At 53.0% G+C, this 16,440-nt stretch carries 18 protein-coding genes and 1 other RNA gene; 10 read left to right on the top strand and 9 right to left on the bottom strand.

Going from position 1 to position 16,440, the window contains the following annotated elements; genetic code table 11:
- Position 1: 1 nt before the first annotated feature.
- Positions 2-655, bottom strand: coding sequence for a multidrug efflux transporter transcriptional repressor AcrR (gene acrR / locus HVZ37_RS05890; protein WP_044258933.1), 654 nt, complete (start codon positions 653-655; stop codon positions 2-4).
- A gap of 141 nt (positions 656-796) precedes the next feature.
- Between acrR and acrA the strand changes: the two genes are divergently transcribed.
- The 6 genes from acrA to HVZ37_RS05860 all read left to right on the top strand — a co-directional run bounded on the left by acrA (position 797) and on the right by HVZ37_RS05860 (position 7,606).
- A complete protein-coding gene (acrA, locus tag HVZ37_RS05885; protein WP_058587723.1) occupies positions 797-1,990 on the top strand; it encodes a multidrug efflux RND transporter periplasmic adaptor subunit AcrA in 1,194 nt (397 codons plus the stop codon).
- Positions 1,991-2,012: 22 nt separating this feature from the next.
- Entirely contained in the window at positions 2,013-5,162 is a 3,150-nt protein-coding gene (gene acrB / locus HVZ37_RS05880; RefSeq protein ID WP_043001557.1) for an efflux RND transporter permease AcrB, read from the top strand.
- Positions 5,163-5,673: 511 nt separating this feature from the next.
- The gene (gene tomB / locus HVZ37_RS05875; protein WP_042324455.1) at positions 5,674-6,048 is read left to right on the top strand and encodes an Hha toxicity modulator TomB; all 375 of its coding nucleotides are present in this window, start codon (positions 5,674-5,676) and stop codon (positions 6,046-6,048) included.
- 27 nt (positions 6,049-6,075) lie between these two features.
- On the top strand, positions 6,076-6,294 hold the full coding sequence (locus tag HVZ37_RS05870) for an HHA domain-containing protein (RefSeq protein WP_001280991.1): 219 nt from the start codon (positions 6,076-6,078) through the stop codon (positions 6,292-6,294).
- Positions 6,295-6,470: 176 nt separating this feature from the next.
- Positions 6,471-7,022 (top strand): maltose O-acetyltransferase, encoded by a 552-nt coding sequence (gene maa / locus HVZ37_RS05865; RefSeq protein WP_181628197.1) that lies wholly within the window; start codon positions 6,471-6,473, stop codon positions 7,020-7,022.
- A gap of 113 nt (positions 7,023-7,135) precedes the next feature.
- Entirely contained in the window at positions 7,136-7,606 is a 471-nt protein-coding gene (locus HVZ37_RS05860) for a YlaC family protein (RefSeq protein ID WP_181628196.1), read from the top strand.
- A 49-nt stretch (positions 7,607-7,655) separates the two neighbouring features.
- On the opposite strand, the gene ykgO is transcribed toward HVZ37_RS05860, so the two are convergent.
- On the bottom strand, positions 7,656-7,796 hold the full coding sequence (ykgO, locus tag HVZ37_RS05855) for a type B 50S ribosomal protein L36 (RefSeq protein WP_003859006.1): 141 nt from the start codon (positions 7,794-7,796) through the stop codon (positions 7,656-7,658).
- 222 nt (positions 7,797-8,018) lie between these two features.
- On the opposite strand from ykgO, the gene HVZ37_RS05850 reads away from it, so the two are divergent.
- Entirely contained in the window at positions 8,019-9,569 is a 1,551-nt protein-coding gene (locus HVZ37_RS05850) for an EAL domain-containing protein (RefSeq protein ID WP_181628195.1), read from the top strand.
- 39 nt (positions 9,570-9,608) lie between these two features.
- Here HVZ37_RS05850 and HVZ37_RS05845 read toward each other — a convergent pair whose 3' ends face one another.
- Both HVZ37_RS05845 and HVZ37_RS05840 read right to left on the bottom strand, forming a co-directional pair.
- Positions 9,609-9,962 (bottom strand): DUF1428 family protein, encoded by a 354-nt coding sequence (locus tag HVZ37_RS05845; RefSeq protein ID WP_043001561.1) that lies wholly within the window; start codon positions 9,960-9,962, stop codon positions 9,609-9,611.
- Positions 9,963-10,044: 82 nt separating this feature from the next.
- On the bottom strand, positions 10,045-10,641 hold the full coding sequence (locus tag HVZ37_RS05840; RefSeq protein WP_181628194.1) for a hypothetical protein: 597 nt from the start codon (positions 10,639-10,641) through the stop codon (positions 10,045-10,047).
- Positions 10,642-10,725: 84 nt separating this feature from the next.
- Between HVZ37_RS05840 and HVZ37_RS05835 the strand changes: the two genes are divergently transcribed.
- Complete coding sequence (locus tag HVZ37_RS05835) at positions 10,726-12,153, top strand: PLP-dependent aminotransferase family protein (protein ID WP_044327286.1); 1,428 nt, start codon at positions 10,726-10,728, stop codon at positions 12,151-12,153.
- Here HVZ37_RS05835 and HVZ37_RS05830 read toward each other — a convergent pair.
- The 3 genes from HVZ37_RS05830 to ffs form a co-directional block, all read right to left on the bottom strand.
- Entirely contained in the window at positions 12,150-12,368 is a 219-nt protein-coding gene (locus HVZ37_RS05830; protein WP_043001564.1) for a hypothetical protein, read from the bottom strand. The two genes, HVZ37_RS05835 and HVZ37_RS05830, sit on opposite strands and share 4 nt — an antisense overlap.
- A complete protein-coding gene (locus HVZ37_RS05825) occupies positions 12,365-12,616 on the bottom strand; it encodes a hypothetical protein (protein WP_043001565.1) in 252 nt (83 codons plus the stop codon). Before HVZ37_RS05825 ends, HVZ37_RS05830 begins: the two co-directional genes overlap by 4 nt.
- Positions 12,617-12,815: 199 nt before the next feature.
- An RNA gene (ffs, locus tag HVZ37_RS05820) (signal recognition particle sRNA small type) lies at positions 12,816-12,912 on the bottom strand.
- 162 nt (positions 12,913-13,074) lie between these two features.
- On the opposite strand from ffs, the gene HVZ37_RS05815 reads away from it, so the two are divergent.
- Positions 13,075-13,386 (top strand): MGMT family protein, encoded by a 312-nt coding sequence (locus HVZ37_RS05815; RefSeq protein ID WP_043002001.1) that lies wholly within the window; start codon positions 13,075-13,077, stop codon positions 13,384-13,386.
- Positions 13,387-13,417: 31 nt separating this feature from the next.
- On the opposite strand, the gene HVZ37_RS05810 is transcribed toward HVZ37_RS05815, so the two are convergent.
- A complete protein-coding gene (locus HVZ37_RS05810; RefSeq protein ID WP_044267638.1) occupies positions 13,418-13,987 on the bottom strand; it encodes a YbaY family lipoprotein in 570 nt (189 codons plus the stop codon).
- Between the two features lie 212 nt (positions 13,988-14,199).
- Between HVZ37_RS05810 and tesB the strand changes: the two genes are divergently transcribed.
- Positions 14,200-15,063 carry an acyl-CoA thioesterase II gene (gene tesB, locus HVZ37_RS05805; protein ID WP_181628193.1) on the top strand — a complete coding sequence of 288 codons (864 nt, stop codon included), beginning with the start codon at positions 14,200-14,202 and terminating at the stop codon, positions 15,061-15,063.
- Between the two features lie 73 nt (positions 15,064-15,136).
- Here the strand turns inward: tesB and amtB are convergent, their stop codons facing one another.
- Positions 15,137-16,423: an ammonium transporter AmtB gene (gene amtB, locus HVZ37_RS05800; protein ID WP_043001568.1), complete on the bottom strand. Its 1,287-nt coding sequence runs from the start codon at positions 16,421-16,423 to the stop codon at positions 15,137-15,139.
- Positions 16,424-16,440: the final 17 nt, after the last annotated feature.

Here is a 16,440-nt window from a genome sequence, read left to right as displayed (position 1 = left end):
GTCAGGATACGGCGTCAGGCCCCGTCGACTGTAAGGTGGGACAAAATGTTAACATTTCCAGCAAAACGGCGACGTAATCCCGCGCTTCTTTTTTGAGATCAAACGATTGGGGGGCAAAAAGCCAGTTTTCCATCAGACCTGAAATCATGGCGCGCATCATCACCGCCGCCCGCCGCGTAATCAAATTTGCAGGCAACATTTTTGAATGAATACAATGATCTAAAGTTTGTTCAATCCGATCATAGCTTTCGAGACAGATGTTTCTTTGCGCCTGCTGAACTATAGTCATTTCTCCCACAAATTCACATTTGTGGAATATAATCTCCATCAATAAACGTCGCCGTTCTTCTGTCACGGTAGATTCAAGGAGATGAACGAGTATTTCTCTTAACACTGATAGTGGATCGTCGGGGAATTTTGCCTGATACTCAGTCTCAAGCTCACCAATACTGGATTCTGATAGTTCCCAGATTTCACTAAATAAATCCGACTTGTTTTTGAAATGCCAATAGATTGCACCGCGAGTCACGCCAGCGGCTTTTGCAATCTCCGCCAGCGAGGTGGAAGATACCCCTTGTTGCGAGAACAACCGTAGCGCTACATCCAGGATGTGTTGTCGTGTTTCCTGCGCTTGTTGTTTGGTTTTTCGTGCCATATGTCGGTGAATTTACAGGTGTTAGATTTACATACATTTATGGATGTATGTACCATAGCACGACGATAATATAAACGCAGCAATGGGTTTGTGGACTTTTGACCATTGATCAATTTGAAATCGGACACTCGAGGTTTACATATGAACAAAAACAGAGGGTTTACGCCTCTGGCGGTCGTTCTGATGCTCTCAGGCAGCTTAGCGCTTACAGGATGTGACGACAAACAGGCCCAACAAGGGGGCCAGCAGATGCCAGAAGTTGGGGTTGTGACGCTCAAAACCGAACCTCTACAGATCACAACTGAACTGCCGGGTCGCACCAGTGCTTTCCGTATTGCGGAAGTTCGTCCTCAGGTAAGCGGGATTATCCTGAAGCGTAATTTCGAGGAAGGTAGTGATATCGAAGCAGGAGTGTCTCTCTATCAGATTGATCCTGCGACGTATCAAGCCACTTATGAAAGCGCGAAAGGCGATCTGGCGAAAGCCCAGGCCGCTGCCAGCATCGCTCAGGTAACGGTTAACCGTTATAAAAAGCTGCTCGGCACGCAGTACATCAGTCAACAAGATTACGATCAGGCGCTGGCCGATGCGCAACAGGCGAATGCCGCTGTCGTTGCCGCGAAAGCCGCCGTTGAAACCGCGCGCATTAACCTGGCGTACACCAAAGTGACCTCTCCGATTAGCGGCCGTATTGGTAAATCTGCCGTGACGGAAGGCGCGCTGGTGCAAAACGGTCAGGCGACAGCGCTGGCAACCGTGCAGCAGCTCGATCCTATCTATGTTGACGTGACGCAGTCGAGCAACGACTTCCTGCGTCTGAAACAAGAACTGGCTAACGGAACGCTGAAGCAGGAAAACGGCAAGGCGAAAGTCGAGCTGGTGACCAGCGACGGCATCAAATTCCCGCAGACCGGTACGCTTGAGTTTTCAGACGTGACCGTCGATCAGACCACCGGTTCTATCACCATTCGCGCCGTCTTCCCTAACCCGGATCACACCTTATTGCCGGGAATGTTTGTTCGCGCGCGTCTGGAAGAAGGAACCAACCCTACTGCGTTACTGGTGCCGCAACAAGGCGTGACCCGTACGCCGCGCGGCGATGCTACCGTGCTGGTTGTGGGTGCGGATGACAAAGTGGAAAACCGTCAAATCGTGGCCAGTCAGGCGATTGGCGACAAATGGCTGGTGACCAGTGGTCTGAAAGCAGGCGAACGCGTCATTATCAGTGGGCTGCAGAAAGTGCGTCCTGGTGCGCAGGTGAAAGCACAAGAGATTACCGCAGAGAACAACCAGCAAGCCGCTAGCGGTAGCCAGCCTGAGCAGTCTAAGTCTTAACTTAAACAGGAGCCGTTAAGACATGCCTAATTTCTTTATCGATCGCCCTATATTTGCATGGGTGATCGCCATCATCATCATGTTGGCAGGGGGGCTTGCGATCCTCAAGCTGCCGGTTGCGCAATATCCGACGATTGCGCCGCCCGCAGTGACGATCTCCGCAACCTACCCTGGCGCTGATGCCAAAACCGTGCAGGATACGGTCACGCAGGTTATCGAACAGAATATGAACGGTATCGATAACCTGATGTACATGTCCTCAAACAGTGACTCCACGGGTACCGTGCAGATCACCCTGACGTTTGAATCCGGTACGGATGCAGATATCGCGCAGGTTCAGGTGCAGAACAAACTGCAGTTGGCGATGCCGTTGCTGCCGCAGGAAGTACAACAACAGGGTGTGAGCGTTGAGAAGTCGTCCAGTAGCTTCCTGATGGTTGTCGGGGTTATCAATACCGACGGCACTATGACGCAGGAAGATATTTCGGATTACGTCGCCGCCAACATGAAAGACACCATCAGCCGTACTTCCGGCGTGGGTGACGTTCAGCTGTTTGGTTCGCAGTATGCGATGCGTATCTGGATGGACCCGACCGAACTCAACAAGTATCAGTTGACCCCGGTCGATGTCATTGCGGCTATCAAAGCGCAGAACGCCCAGGTAGCCGCCGGTCAGTTAGGCGGTACGCCGCCGGTGAAAGGCCAGCAGCTTAACGCATCGATTATTGCCCAGACCCGTCTGACGTCAACCGACGAGTTCGGCAAAATCCTGCTGAAAGTGAACCAGGACGGCTCTCAGGTTCGCCTGCGTGACGTCGCGAAAATTGAACTGGGCGGCGAGAACTACGACATCATCGCGAAGTTCAACGGTAAACCGGCCTCCGGTCTGGGGATCAAACTGGCGACCGGCGCGAACGCGCTTGATACCGCCGCGGCGATCCGTGCCGAACTGGTGAAGATGGAACCTTTCTTCCCGTCAGGCCTGAAAATCGTTTACCCGTATGACACCACCCCGTTCGTGAAAATCTCTATTCACGAAGTGGTGAAAACGCTGGCGGAAGCGATCATCCTCGTGTTCCTCGTGATGTATCTGTTCCTGCAGAACTTCCGCGCGACGCTGATCCCGACTATTGCAGTACCGGTCGTTCTGTTGGGGACCTTTGCGGTACTTGCCGCTTTTGGCTTCTCGATAAACACCCTGACGATGTTCGGGATGGTGCTCGCCATCGGCCTGTTGGTGGATGACGCCATCGTGGTGGTCGAGAACGTCGAACGTGTCATGTCCGAAGAGGGGCTACCGCCGAAAGAAGCCACGCGTAAATCCATGGGGCAGATTCAGGGTGCACTGGTGGGTATCGCAATGGTGCTGTCTGCGGTATTTATCCCGATGGCTTTCTTTGGCGGATCTACCGGTGCGATTTATCGTCAGTTCTCCATCACCATTGTGTCCGCAATGGCGCTGTCCGTACTGGTTGCGTTGATCCTGACGCCGGCGCTGTGCGCCACCATGCTTAAACCGGTTGCCAAAGGCGACCACGGTGAAGGCAAGAAAGGTTTCTTCGGCTGGTTTAACCGCATGTTCGATAAGAGCACGCACCATTACACCGACAGCGTGGGTAATATTCTGCGCAGCACCGGTCGTTATCTGCTGCTGTATCTAATCATCGTCGTCGGCATGGCGTTCCTGTTCGTCCGTCTGCCAAGCTCCTTCCTGCCGGACGAAGACCAGGGCGTATTCCTGAGCATGGCCCAGTTGCCTGCGGGGGCGACCCAGGAACGGACGCAGAAAGTGCTTGATGAGATGACCGACTACTTCCTTACCAAAGAGAAGAACAACGTTGAATCGGTGTTTGCGGTTAACGGCTTCGGCTTTGCCGGTCGTGGTCAGAACACCGGTATCGCGTTCGTCTCATTGAAAGACTGGGCTGACCGTCCGGGTGAAGAGAACAAGGTTGAAGCCATTACCCAACGCGCTTCTGCCGCCTTCTCGCAGATTAAAGACGCCATGGTATTCGCCTTTAACCTGCCCGCGATTGTGGAACTTGGAACCGCGACTGGTTTTGACTTCCAGTTGATTGACCAGGCGGGACTCGGTCACGAAAAACTGACCCAGGCGCGTAACCAGTTGTTCGGCGAAGTGGCAAAACATCCGGATCTGCTGGTCGGCGTTCGTCCGAACGGTCTGGAAGATACGCCGCAGTTCAAGATTGATATCGACCAGGAAAAAGCACAGGCGCTGGGTGTTTCCATTAGCGACATTAATACCACGCTGGGTGCCGCATGGGGCGGAAGCTATGTGAACGACTTTATCGACCGCGGTCGTGTGAAGAAAGTTTACGTCATGTCCGAAGCCAAATACCGTATGTTGCCGGAAGATATCGGTAACTGGTATGTGCGCGGCAGCGATGGTCAAATGGTGCCGTTCTCAGCCTTCTCGTCTTCACGCTGGGAATACGGTTCACCGCGTCTGGAACGCTATAACGGTCTGCCTTCTATGGAGATCTTAGGTCAGGCGGCACCGGGTAAGAGTACCGGTGAAGCGATGGCAATGATGGAGCAGTTGGCCAGTAAGCTGCCATCCGGTATCGGCTACGACTGGACGGGGATGTCCTACCAGGAACGTCTGTCCGGTAACCAGGCCCCTGCCCTGTATGCCATCTCACTGATTGTCGTCTTCCTGTGTCTGGCGGCGTTGTATGAGAGCTGGTCGATTCCGTTCTCCGTTATGCTGGTGGTTCCGCTGGGGGTAATTGGTGCGCTGTTAGCGGCCACTTTCCGCGGTCTGACCAACGACGTTTACTTCCAGGTGGGCCTGCTCACCACCATTGGGTTGTCGGCGAAGAACGCGATACTGATCGTCGAATTCGCCAAAGATCTGATGGATAAAGAGGGCAAAGGCCTGATTGAAGCGACGCTGGATGCGGTTCGTATGCGTTTACGTCCGATCCTGATGACCTCTCTGGCGTTCATTCTGGGCGTTATGCCACTGGTTATCAGCTCCGGTGCCGGTTCCGGCGCGCAGAACGCCGTAGGTACCGGCGTTATGGGCGGGATGGTTACCGCAACGGTTCTGGCTATCTTCTTCGTCCCGGTCTTCTTTGTGGTGGTACGCCGCCGCTTCAGCCGGAAAAGTGAAGATATTGAACACAGCCATTCCGTAGAACATCGCTGATGCTCATCTGATAAAAGGCCGCGCAAGCGGCCTTTTTTTCGAATGAAATCAGCAAAAGGGCTTATTGATACCTTGTTGACTTTTGGTTGTAGATAATAAAGGTTATAATCCACAAGAGGATGAAGGCTATTTCTGGCCATTTGGCTTATGGCTTATTCCCTGCTTAACCACTCATTATTAAGACAATTCCTGGGGGGTATCCGTTTCTGGTTTCGTGCCGGAGGTAAGCGACGAGGATGGAAAGAGAGGATAATCTGATGAATTTCAAAATAATCACGTAATTATCTCATTTCGGTATGGGTTGGCGACATGCTATAATGAGAAAAATCCACAAACCTTCACTTTCTCTCATATTACATTAATTGTAATTTTTCGTAATATAACGATGAAATCTTTTTTAGAGTAGATTATAGTTAAATCATCAAGCGTAGAAGGCAAGTACCAGGTCAGTTAGTTGTACCCATCCCGAAAGGTGTTCGGTTAGTTCAAGCCACTAAGAAGGGGATGCGTTATGGATGAATACTCACCCAAAAGACATGATATAGCGCAACTTAAATTTCTTTGTGAAACGCTTTATCACGACTGTCTTGCAAACCTTGAAGAAAGCAATCATGGCTGGGTAAACGACCCAACCTCGGCGATCAACCTTCAACTCAACGAACTGATAGAGCATATTGCAACCTTCGCACTTAATTATAAAATTAAGTATAATGAGGACAATAAGCTGATTGAGCAGATTGATGAATATCTGGACGACACATTTATGTTGTTCAGCAGTTATGGCATTAATGCGCAGGATCTGCAGAAATGGCGGAAATCAGGTAATCGCTTGTTCCGCTGCTTTGTGAATGCCACCAGAGCTAACCCTGTTAGTTTGTCTTGTTAAAAATTATTACAATCATAGGTAAGATTTATGTCCGATAAACCATTAACTAAAACTGATTATTTGATGCGCTTGCGACGCTGTCAGACAATTGACACACTTGAACGCGTGATTGAGAAAAATAAATATGAATTATCTGACAATGAATTGGCTGTATTTTACTCAGCCGCCGATCACCGTCTTGCAGAATTGACGATGAATAAACTTTACGACAAGATCCCCTCCTCCGTCTGGAAATTCATTCGTTAATTTGATTACTGAATATCAGGAAATACGGATGTTTTCCTGGGGAACATTTATCTTATTTGCAATAACAATAGCATGGCTATTGTGACTTCTGTCACGGTATAGTTCAGGGATCGTTCCCTGATTAACGCAGACCCTCTACTGTATTGCCTCACCAGTGAACAGGCAGAGAGCGCAGAATGAGTGAAGATAAGCGTAAAATGATAGCGGGTGAACGGTATCACCCGGCAGATGAGACTCTGCGCCATGACCGATTGCAGGCGCGTCGGTTCGTTCACCGCTACAATCACACCGCCCCGGATGAAAAGGTCGAACGCCTGGCTATTCTCCACGCCCTGTTAGGTCAGTGCGACCGCCCCTACATCGAGCCGTCATTTCGCTGTGACTACGGTTACAATATCTTCCTGGGTAAAGACTTTTACGCCAACTTCGACTGCGTCATGCTCGACGTCTGTCCCATTATTATTGGTGATAACTGCATGCTGGCTCCCGGCGTTCATATCTATACCGCCACGCATCCGCTGGATGCGACAGAACGCAATAGCGGACTGGAGTTCGGCAAACCCGTCACGATTGGCAATAATGTCTGGATTGGTGGGCGTGCGGTCATTAATCCCGGCGTCAGCATTGGTGACAATGTGGTGGTTGCCTCCGGCGCCGTAGTGACCAAAAGCGTACCCGCCAACGTCGTGGTGGGGGGTAATCCAGCACGGATTATTAAAACACTGTAAATAGAATTGTAACTGTTATGCTAAATTGTGGTTAATCTGTTACTTTTTTCAGGCTAATCGCCCACTTAAAATAGGGCGTTCCCCTGTAAGTTGCGAAATCACGAAGGCAAAAAATGACAGAAATACAACGCCTGCTCACTGAAACCATCGACGATCTAAATGTGCGTGAGAAGCGCGATAATAAGCCCCGCTTTAGCATCAGCTTTATTCGTAAACATCCAGGCCTGTTTATCGGGATGTATGTTGCGTGGTTTGCCACGCTGGCGGTCATGCTGCAATCAGAAACGCTGGTTGACTCCGTCTGGCTGCTGGTGGTGCTGTTTGTCATCCTCAACGGTTTTTTCTTTTTTGATGTCGCCCCGCGCTATCGCTATGAAGATATCGACGTACTGGATTTAAGGGTGTGTTACAACGGCGAGTGGTACAACACCCGCTTTGTGCCTCCTACACTGATTAGCACCATCCTTCACTCCCCGGACGTTGACGATGAACGCAAAGCGCAATTACAGAAGATGCTGACGCGTAAAGGCGAACTGTCGTTTTACGATATCTTCACTCTTGCCCGCGCAGAAGCCGCACCATAGCCAATTGGTATTGCCGGATAGACTTTTCCTCTATCCGGCCCTCTTCTCTCTAACGCCGTTTTTTCCTTCCCTGTACCGCTTTAAAACGCGGGTTGCTCTTACAAATCACATATAAACGCCCTTTCCGCTTTACGATCTGACAGTCGGGATGGCGCTGCTTTGCGCTACGTAATGAATTCAAGACCTGCATGATATCCTCATCAGCGTTGATATTATGTTATAGTATAACATTACTTTATCGCTGAACGCATGACAGTTCAATCCTTTCCGCATTAACGCGCGTTCTTTTGCATTGAAGACGGCGAAAAGTCGGACTCCCCACAAAAAATTCTGCAGATTAACGACATCATTTACAGGGCTTTTTTCCCGATCGGATATACTTTCTCTACAATGCGTTATTAAGGATATTTGCGTGAGAACACGACATCTGGTCAGTCTGGTAACAGGAGTGCTTATCCTCGCCGTATTGGTTCCGGTCGGTTTGAGTGTCTGGCTCGCTCATCGCCAGGTCGAAAAGAAATTCATCGAGGAGCTGGATACCTACTCATCGCGCGTCTCTGAACGTACTGAACGCGTGGTGGCCCAGGCAAAACAGGCATTACAGCAGATTAACGCCGTGAACAGCGCACCGTGCTCGCGTGAACACTTACTGGCGATGCGGAGACTTTCCTTCAGCTATCGCTATGTCCAGGAAGTACTGTATCTGCGAAACAACATACCACGCTGTTCCTCTCTGGAGCAGGAAAGTTATACGTCGGCCTTCCCGCCGCCCATGAAAATCACTAACGATGGCTACCGCGCCTGGTTTACCACGCATAACGATCTGGGGATCGAGCGTTACATGGCAGCACTGGGCTATGGCGACTATATCGTGATGATTGATCCCGCCTCTTTTATCGACGTGGTTCCTTTTGGCGCCTGGCAGATCGATGTCGCGATTATTGGCGTAAAACGCAATACCGTCATTGCCAGCAGCAGCGCGCTCGCACCGAATATTCTGCAATTTACTCAGGAAACCACGCCTCGCCACATGGAAAGTCATGGCATTATTTATGAGATTCGCCCTTTCCCGGAGATGGGCATTACCATTGTCAGTTGGGCGTCGACCCTCCCACTACAAAAAATCTGGTACCGGCAGGCGCTGATCTGGGTTCCCGCCGGCACTCTGATCGGTCTGCTGGCCGCCGCCTTTATTTTGCGCATTCTGCGCCGTCTCCAGTCACCCCATCACCGATTGCAGGATGCCATCAATAACCGCGATATTAAGGTCCATTATCAGCCTATTGTGTCACTCAGCACCGGCAAAATCGTAGGGGCGGAAGCGCTGGCGCGCTGGCCGCAAACTGACGGCAGCTACCTGTCGCCCGACATTTTCATCACTCTGGCCGAAGAGACTGGTCTTACCGAACCTCTCACCCGCTTAATCATTGAAACGGTATTTGAGGATATGGGGAAATGGCTGAAGCAGCATCCCGAACAGCATATTTCCATAAATGTTGAAGCGGCGGATCTCGCCTCTGAAAAGCTCCCGACGTTGCTCAGTAAACGGCTTAACCGGTATCAGCTTGCCCCCTCACAGATTGCGCTGGAACTGACGGAACGGGGATTTGCCGATCCGAAAACCAGTTCACCCATTGTCGCCCGCTATCGTAAGGCGGGGCATGCTATCTATATTGATGATTTTGGCACCGGCTATTCCAGTCTTAGTTATTTGCAGAATCTGGACGTAGATATCCTGAAAATCGACAAATCGTTTGTCGATGCGCTCGAATATAAAAACGTGACGCCGCATATCATCGAAATGGCCAAAACGCTGAAGCTGAAAATGGTGGCGGAAGGAATTGAAACGGCTAATCAGGAAGACTGGTTGCGCCAGCACGGCGTCCATTATGGGCAGGGCTGGCTTTACAGCAAAGCACTGCCCAAAGAAGCATTTATTCTGTGGGCGGAAAAACGCTTATAACGCAAAGATGGCTGGCGGCACGCCGCACAGCCAGTCACGCTAGTCGTCGATAATGGGGGAGAATCCGCCGTAAATCATACGTTTACCATCAAACGGCATCGACTCACTGAACGCTTTCATGCGCGGATCGTTCATCATCTTCTGATTCGCCGCATCCCGCACTTCTTTCGACGGGTATTCAATCCAACTGAATACCACTTCTTCGTGCTCCTCGGCTTTCACCGCCATACGAAAATCGGTGAGTTTGCCATCGGGCACATCCTCAGCCCAGCATTCCACAATGCGGAGCGCGCCAAATTCCTTGAACAGCGGTGCTGCTTTTGCCGCCATCGCCTTATAAGCCTCCTTGTTTTCGGCAGGTACGGCAAGGACAAATCCATCCACGTACTTCATGAGAAAAACCTCCGAAGTCCACCGCACGGCAAGCCTATTCCAGCCGCGTCAGTCGTGAATAAGTGTAGTCGCCCTCTCCTGTCTACGCCGTCTGAATCCGCGCCCTGGGTTTGTAGCGAAACCACGGCAGGCAGATCTGGATCAGCGGCCCAATCGCCAGCGCATACAGCACGGTTCCGACGCCAAGCGTACCGCCGAGCAGCCAACCGCTCAGTAAAACAGAAACTTCAATCGCCGTTCGGATCGTACGCACCGACCATCCCGTGCGGGCGTGAATACCGGTCATCAGACCGTCTCTCGGCCCGGCGCCAAACCCCGCGCCAATGTACATCCCCGTCGCCAGGGCGTTCACTACCACGGCCGCCACCAGCATAAGGCTACGCACCGCGAGAGAGGAAAACGTTGGTATCATCGCCAGCGCGGCATCGGCGGCAAGCCCGATCACAATCACGTTACTGAGCGTCCCCAATCCTGGGCGCTGACGCAGGGGGATCCACAGCAGGAGTACCAGCGCGCCGGCAATAATCATCACCACGCCAATCTTCATCGACAACAGATTCGCCAGCCCCAGATGGAACACGTTCCACGGATCGGCACCTAAATCCGCGCGCACAAACATCGCGGTTGATACCCCATACAGAGCCAGCCCAAAATAAAGTTGAACCAGACGACGCCCCATTTTCACCCTCCCCGTTCAGATAGTCTTCATCATCGCTGTAATTGGCACTATGATTAATGACCAGTTTTGAAAAAGTGGACTGCAATGTCATCACGTCGTTATGGAAGTCAATCTCTCCAGCGCCTGATTGGTCACTGGCAGGACAGCGCCGCAAGAACTCCGCTCTGGCGGCAACTGGCAGAAGCGTTGCGTCTGCTGATCCTCGACGGGCGTCTGGCACTCGACAGCCGTTTGCCCGGAGAACGCGAACTGGCTGCGGTACTCGACATCAGCCGGACCACCGTGGCCAGCGCGCTGGCGCAATTGCGGGAAGAGGGATATCTGGAGAGTCGGCACGGCAGTGGGTCGCGTGTGGTTCTGCCAGGTCATATCCGCGAAGTGCCGACGCGAACCGGTACCACGATGGCATTGGATCTCTCCACCGCCGCCCTCAGTGCGGGGCCTGAAATCCATCAGGCTTATCAACAGGCGCTGGTTGCGATGCCACCGCATTTGCTGACGTCGGGCTATCAACCGCAGGGATTACTCTGCTTGCGTGAATCGCTCGCCCGTCATTACTGTGCGCGAGGCCTGCCGACAACGGCGGATGAAATCATGGTGGTCAACGGCGCGGTCAGTGGTCTGGCGCTGATCCTGCGCTTATTGACTGGCCCCGGCGATCGGGTAGTGGTCGATCATCCGACGTACCCGCTGGCAATTGCGGCCATTCAGGGCGCCTCCTGTCGACCGGTGGGCGTGTCATTACCCGAACAGGGTTGGGATACGGATGGACTGGCCGCAACCATCGCCCAGACCTCACCGAGAATGGCCTATCTGATGCCGGATTTCCATAATCCCACCGGGCGGTGTATGGATGATGGGACGCGGCACGTCATCGCGGATATCGCTGCCCGTACGCGTACAACGCTAGTGATTGACGAAACGATGGTGAACCTCTGGTACGACGCCCCACCGCCCCCGCCACTGGCGGCGTATCACCGCGACGCCCCGGTAATTATGCTGGGTTCAGCAGGCAAGAGTTTCTGGGGAGGACTGCGTCTGGGCTGGGTGCGTGCGCCATCACGTACCATCGCCGCGCTGGTGCAAACGCGGGATACGGTCGATTTGGGCTCGCCGGTCATCGAACAACTTGCCACCACGTGGCTCCTGGATAATGCTGATTCATTTTTGCCGCAGCGCAGACAACAGCTCGCCGCGCGGCGCGCACTCTGCAACACCCTGATGCGCAAACACTTTCCCGAGTGGCGCTATCAGCAACCACAGGGCGGATTATCCTTCTGGGTAGAACTGCCGGATACGCTGGCAACGCTTTTCGCCACGCGGGCGGAAAGCGTCGGGATCCAACTCGGAACAGGCACCCGTTTTGGGCTCGCGGGCGCGTTTGATCGTTTCTTACGTATGCCGTTTGCCTTACCGGAAGAGCCTCTGCGCGCGGCGTTTAACACCCTGGAACCGATCTGGGAAACACTGCGTCTGCAGTCCGGCAACGCTAAGGTGCGTAAGATTATTTAATGCTGACGAGGAACCGGAAACCCCTTGAGGGAAATCACAAAATTATCGCCCTCTTTCTTTATTTTGGCACCGGCATCGCACCAGTCAGAGGCTATACGGAAAAATTCATCACTACCGACGTTCCAGCTCAGGCAAACATGCTTAACATAACCCGAGCGGAGCAGTTCACAGGCTTCGCCATAGTTACTGGCGATGGAGAGCGTTTGCTGTTTCATTTTTTCTTCTTCAGTAGTCTTCGCAATGCTTTGATTTCTTTAGGAGTCAGTGGCTCAACAAACGACTCTTCCGTGTGTTGGCTATCGATATCGCCAGCCGAGACCCCCGCCTCTGCCGCAACGTCGAAGGCAATCAGCAGCAGTTTTTCTGTCGTGACGCTTAAATTCTCATTATTCAGTTCAGCGTAATGACGAAGTTTTTCTTTTAACGTCTCATCAATTTTGACATTCAGTACTGCAGTAGCCATCGTAAGAATCCTTGTGGACAGGCAAAAGCACGGTTCCGGCGACGACAGGATCGCCATGGCGTGATAAGCGAATTGAGCGCCAGGATTTAACATCCCAAAAACACTTTGCCAGCATTTGATGACAAAAAAATGACAAAACTATGACAACAACAAGAAGAAAAACGAAGATGTGATGCCAGATGGCACAAATGGGTGGGGGCCCTGCCAGCTACATCCCGGCACACGCGTCATCTGCCTTGGCTGCTTCCTTCCGGACCTGACCTGGTAAACAGAGTAGCGTTGCGGGAGAACCAACAGAGCCCCCATTGAGAGCGTTGTTAACCAACGCGCAGGCGCATTATCACTGCTGCCCCCTGTAATTGCAAGCCATCGGCAGTCAGATGCTGGTTTCTTGCGCAATGGAACTTCCCGCGCCCGCCATTCCAGATTATGCTGAAGGATTACCGCAGGAAGAGACCATGGACAGACAAGACACTTTCCCTCAGCGCGTCTGGCAAATTGTTGCCTCCATTCCCGAAGGCTGTGTCACCACTTATGGCGACATCGCATTGCTCGCAGGTTCTCCGCGCGCGGCCAGACAGGTCGGCGGCGTACTCAAACGTTTACCCGAAGGCAGCACCCTGCCCTGGCATCGGGTGGTGAATCGGCACGGCGCGATTTCACTCACCGGTCCCGATCTACAGCGACAACGGCAGGCATTACTGGCGGAAGGTATTGTGGTATCAGGGAGCGGGCTGATTGATTTGCAACGGTATCGCTGGAATTATTGACCCTCTCCGGATGGAGAGGGTCAGACAGGCCTTAGTACTGTGTCGGAGCAGGCACCGCTGAAGACGGGTTGACCTGCGTTGGCGAAGTTGAAGGCACCGTTGTCGCTGCCCCACCGCTTGCCTGTACAGGCACTTCCGTTTGCTGGACCGGCACCAGAGTCAGATCGGCTTTCGTGCCGCCCTGGTTGATGACCGGCTGAACGGTATCGGTAATGAACACCAGTTTGTCATTCACCGTAATTGCCGCACTCAGCAGAATGCGGGCATTCGGCTGCACGTCAGCCGGGTTAAACGGCAGAACGAAGCTAAATGGCGCCTGTTTCCCTTCGGTACGAACCGCTTTCTGGGACAACACTTTCGACGGGGCGTCGGCGAGCGACGCATCCGACAGGGTCACGGTAAGCACGGCGTCAGGCGGCAATGCCACTTTCTGACGGATCCATACGGTACCCGAGACATTAGGTTGCTGAATAGCAGGCTGTGTGGCCGTTGCTGAAGTGTTTGGGTTTGGCGCTGGCGTCTGGATATCCGCGCTTTTATCCGCGCAGGCGGCCAGAGCAACCGCAACCGCTAAACCACTTACCATGTGCATGAGCTTCATTAAATTCTCCTTATCATCTCTGCACCAGCGGGTTTTCCTCCCGCCGGAAGAGTGGTTAACAAAAATGTAACGTAGCTAAGTGTGGCACATATCACTTATTTTTGCCTGGAATTGGCCAGTTTTTCAGACTATTGCACCCATCGGACCACTTCTAAAATTGCGTTATACTCTGCCTATCTCGCTTCGGCGTCGTTGTTACCTGGAGAGCATGTATGAGTCAGGCACTGAACAATTTGCTGACATTGTTGAATCTGGAAAAAATTGAGGAAGGACTCTTTCGGGGCCAAAGTGAAGACTTAGGGCTGCGCCAGGTATTTGGTGGACAGGTCGTCGGTCAGGCGCTGTATGCAGCGAAAGAAACGGTACCAGAAGAACGCCTGGTCCACTCGTTTCATAGCTATTTTTTACGCCCTGGTGATAGCCAGCGACCGATTATTTATGACGTGGAAGTTCTGCGCGACGGCAACAGCTTCAGCGCCCGCCGCGTTGCCGCTATTCAGAACGGAAAGCCTATTTTTTATATGACCGCTTCATTCCAGGCGCCAGAGCCCGGTTTAGAACATCAAAAAACCATGCCGCACGCCCCCGCGCCGGAAGGATTGACATCAGAGACCGACATTGCCCGGTCAGTCGCGCATCAGTTGCCGCCGATTTTAAAAGATAAATTTCTCTGCGATCGCCCGCTGGAAGTGCGTCCCGTTGAGTTTCATAACCCGTTAAAAGGCCATGTGGCAGAACCCACGCGCCAGGTGTGGATCCGCGCGAACGGTACGTTACCCAACGACATTCGCGTCCATCAGTATCTGTTGGGCTACGCCTCCGATCTCAATTTCCTGCCGGTTGCCTTGCAGCCTCACGGCATTGGTTTCCTGGAAAAAGGGATTCAGATTGCCACGATCGACCATTCCATGTGGTTCCACCGTCCGTTTGATTTGAATGAATGGCTGCTGTACAGCGTGGAAAGCACGTCGGCCTCCAGCGCGCGCGGATTTGTTCGCGGCGAGTTCTACACGCAGGATGGCAAACTGGTGGCCTCGACCGTGCAGGAAGGGGTAATGCGTAATCACAACGAATAAAAAACCGGATGGCATTGCTGCGCATCCGGCGATATCCCGCGTTGCCCGGTTAAGTTCACCGGGCATTTTTCTGTTATGCGTTGTAGGCATTCTCGCCGTGACTGTTCACATCCAGCCCTTCGCGCTCTTGCTCTTCCGGGACGCGCAGACCAACGGTCATATCCGCCAGCTTGTAGCCGATGAAGGCCACGACGCCAGACCAGACGATCGTGATGGCGATGCTCTCAAGCTGAACCAGCAGCTGATGCCCCATCGTCACCCCTTCAGCAAAGCCCACACCGCCCAGTGCGCTTGAGGCAAAGACCCCGGTAAGAATACAACCGACAATCCCGCAGACACCGTGAACGCCAAACACATCACACGGGTCATCAACGCGCAGCAGACGTTTGAGCATTGTCACGCCCCACAGCCCGGCCACGCCAGCCACCACGCCAATGATTAACGCGCCACCGACACCGATGTAACCACAGGCAGGCGTCACGCCGACCAGACCGGCAATCGCCCCTGAGCATGCCCCCAGCAGAGACGGTTTACCGCGCAACGCCCACTCGCCGAAGATCCAGCCGAGGATCGCGGCGGCCGTGGCAACAACGGTGTTCACAAAGGCCAGCGCAGCAATTTCGTTCGCCGTCCCTGCGGAACCGGCGTTAAAGCCGAACCAACCGATATAGAGGATCGCCGTACCGGTAAAGACCATCGGCAGGTTATGCGGTTTGAACGCCTCTTTGCCGAAGCCCACACGTTTGCCAATCAGGTAAGCCCCCACCAGGCCAGCGATGGCGGCGTTGATATGCACGACGGTACCGCCGGCAAAGTCCAGCGCACCGTGCGATCCCAACAGGCCGCCGCCCCACACCATATGAGCAATCGGAATGTAGGAGAGGGTCAGCCAGACCACCACGAAGATCAGGACGGCCGAGAAACGGATGCGTTCCGCCAGCGAACCGACGATCAGGCCGACAGTAATACAGGCAAACGATCCCTGGAAAGCAACGTGAATATACTGGTAGATACTGCCCATTACGGCGGTCAGTTCAATGTTTTTCAGCATCACCCAGTTGAAGTTACCGAAGAAGCTGTTCCCTTCGCCGAATGCCAGTGAATAACCAAACACCACCCATATGATGCACACCAGCGCAAAGGTGACGGTGACCTGCGTCAGCATCGACAGGACGTTCTTCCCGCGGATCAAACCGCCGTAAAACAGGGCGATACCCGGTATGGTCATAAACAGCACCAGCGCGGTACAAATCATCATAAAGGCGTTATCGGCTTTATCCGCCACTGCCGGAGCAGCCATCGCGAGACCTGGCAGCAGCGCCAGCGAAGCAAGGCCCGTTTTCATCGTTGCTATCTTCATTTTGTCGTTTCCCGTTA

The organism is Citrobacter sp. RHB35-C17 (assembly GCF_013816795.1).
In the GTDB taxonomy this organism is placed as follows: domain Bacteria; phylum Pseudomonadota; class Gammaproteobacteria; order Enterobacterales; family Enterobacteriaceae; genus Citrobacter_A; species Citrobacter_A amalonaticus.
Note: the sequence above shows the minus strand (reverse complement) of the source record. Positions and strands in the feature narration are given on the sequence as shown.